Raw genomic sequence first — 1901 nt, 5'->3', positions numbered from 1 at the left:
GAAACAACCATGGCTCCCGCTGGAGCCATGGTTGTTTCCGGGCGCGCATTACGTCCGCAGGGCCCGCATCAGCTGGGCGACCACGTCGTCGAGCAGGGGGCGATCGGGGCGGCACTGGGCGAAGGTGACCAGCCCTTGCAGGTTGATCAGCAGCAGGGCTGTGAGGGTGTGGATATTTCTATCCGGGGCCAGCTCGCCCTTGGCCTGCGCCTGGGTCAGCAACTCGGCCAGATCCTGCTCCAGCTCGCCATAGATCCCCTTGACCCGCTGGGTCAGCTCCTCATCCTGCTCGCTCAGCTCCATCATGGTGCGGGTCACCAGACAGGAGCCGCAGAGCGCTTCCCCTACAATCCGGTCAAGATAGGCAGCAAGGCCCGCCAGCGGGCTCGGGTTGTCGAGCAGGGAGCGGCGCAGGGTACGTTTACCCTCGACATAGTGATCCACCGCCGCCAGCAGCAGGCCGCGCTTGTTGCCAAAGGCGCCGTAGATGCTGCCCGGATGGAGGCCGGTGGCGGCCACCAGCTCCTGCATGGTGGTCTTGGCATATCCCTTGGCGCGAAACGCTTCCATGGCATTTCGCAGCACCTCGTCCCGATCAAACTCGGCTATGCGCATGGTTCCTCCCGTGGGAAATGGTTCACCGGCAAGGGGCAACAGGGCCCGCCGGTAAAGAGTGGCTGGAAAGGGCGGCAAGTTTACCCCAGCCACCCGCTCGGGCCAACCTTCTTGAATGCGCATTCAAAAAAAGCTTGCGCCCGACGCAAAAAACGTCTTGAATGCACATTCAAGAATAACCCATTCAGGACAACCTATCATGAATATCCTGTTTCAGCCGTATCGACTCAATGACACTCTGACCCTGGCCAACCGTTTCATGATGGCCCCGCTCACCCGCTGCATGGCAGGCCCAGGTCTGGTGCCGACCGAGCAGATGGCTGCCTATTACGGCCGCCGCGCCGACATCGGCCTGATTGTTTCCGAGGCCGTCATCATCCGCCCCGACGCCCAGGGCTACCCCAATACCCCGGGCCTCTTCACCCAGGCGCAGATCGATGGCTGGAAGAGAGTGACCAGCGCCGTGCACGCCAAGGGCGGCAAGATCTTCGCCCAGCTGTGGCACGTCGGCCGCCTCTCCCACCCCTTCTTCCATCAGGCGGAAGTGCTGGCCCCCTCGGCCGTGGCGCACGAGGGCACTGTGCCCCGCATGCGCGAGCTGACCTATCAGGTGCCGCGCGCCCTGACTGAAGCCGACATCGCCCAACTGGTACAGGATTACGCCCAAGCCGCTGCCAACGCCATCGAGGCTGGCTTTGACGGGGTGGAGATCCACGGTGCAAACGGCTACCTGATCGACCAGTTCCTGCACCACTCCACCAACCTGCGCACCGATAACTACGGTGGCAGCCCGGAAAATATGGGCCGCTTTGCGCTGGAAGTGATCGATGCCATCAGCGCCCGTATCGGCGGTGATCGGGTCGGTATTCGCCTCTCTCCGGGTGCCTATGTCCATCTGGCGGGCAGCCCGGAAGATCGCGCCGTGTTCGACTATCTGCTGGGCAAGCTCAACGAACGCCCACTGGCCTATATCCACCTCGGCATCTTCGATGACAACCTCACCTTCGATTACCTGGGTGGCCGTGCCTCCGACTATCTGCGCGCCCACTACAAGGGCAATCTGGTGGGGGTGGGCAACTACGACGCCGAGCGCGCCGCTGCCGCCATCGAGGCCAACCGCTTCGATCTGGTGGCCATCGGTCGTCCGCTTATCGCCAACCCGGACTATCTCGCCAAGGTGAAGAAGGGCGAAGCGCTGGTGCCCTACGCCGACACCATGCTGGCTGAACTGGTATAACCGCTCACCATCGCCAGACGACAGGCAATAAAAAAGGTTCATCGCGGCT

General features: G+C 62.7%; 2 protein-coding genes. One reads left to right on the top strand and one right to left on the bottom strand.

Features of this window, described 5'->3' with window-relative positions; all coding sequences use genetic code 11:
- Positions 1 to 48: 48 nt before the first annotated feature.
- Positions 49 to 615 (bottom strand): TetR/AcrR family transcriptional regulator, encoded by a 567-nt coding sequence (locus tag BN1117_RS03940; protein WP_040094979.1) that lies wholly within the window; start codon positions 613 to 615, stop codon positions 49 to 51.
- A 199-nt stretch (positions 616 to 814) separates the two neighbouring features.
- Between BN1117_RS03940 and BN1117_RS03935 the strand changes: the two genes are divergently transcribed.
- A complete protein-coding gene (locus BN1117_RS03935; RefSeq protein WP_040094977.1) occupies positions 815 to 1852 on the top strand; it encodes an alkene reductase in 1038 nt (345 codons plus the stop codon).
- The last annotated feature ends 49 nt before the right edge of the window (positions 1853 to 1901 follow it).

Source organism: Aeromonas australiensis, from assembly GCF_000819725.1.
GTDB lineage: Bacteria > Pseudomonadota > Gammaproteobacteria > Enterobacterales > Aeromonadaceae > Aeromonas > Aeromonas australiensis.
Note: the sequence above shows the minus strand (reverse complement) of the source record. Positions and strands in the feature narration are given on the sequence as shown.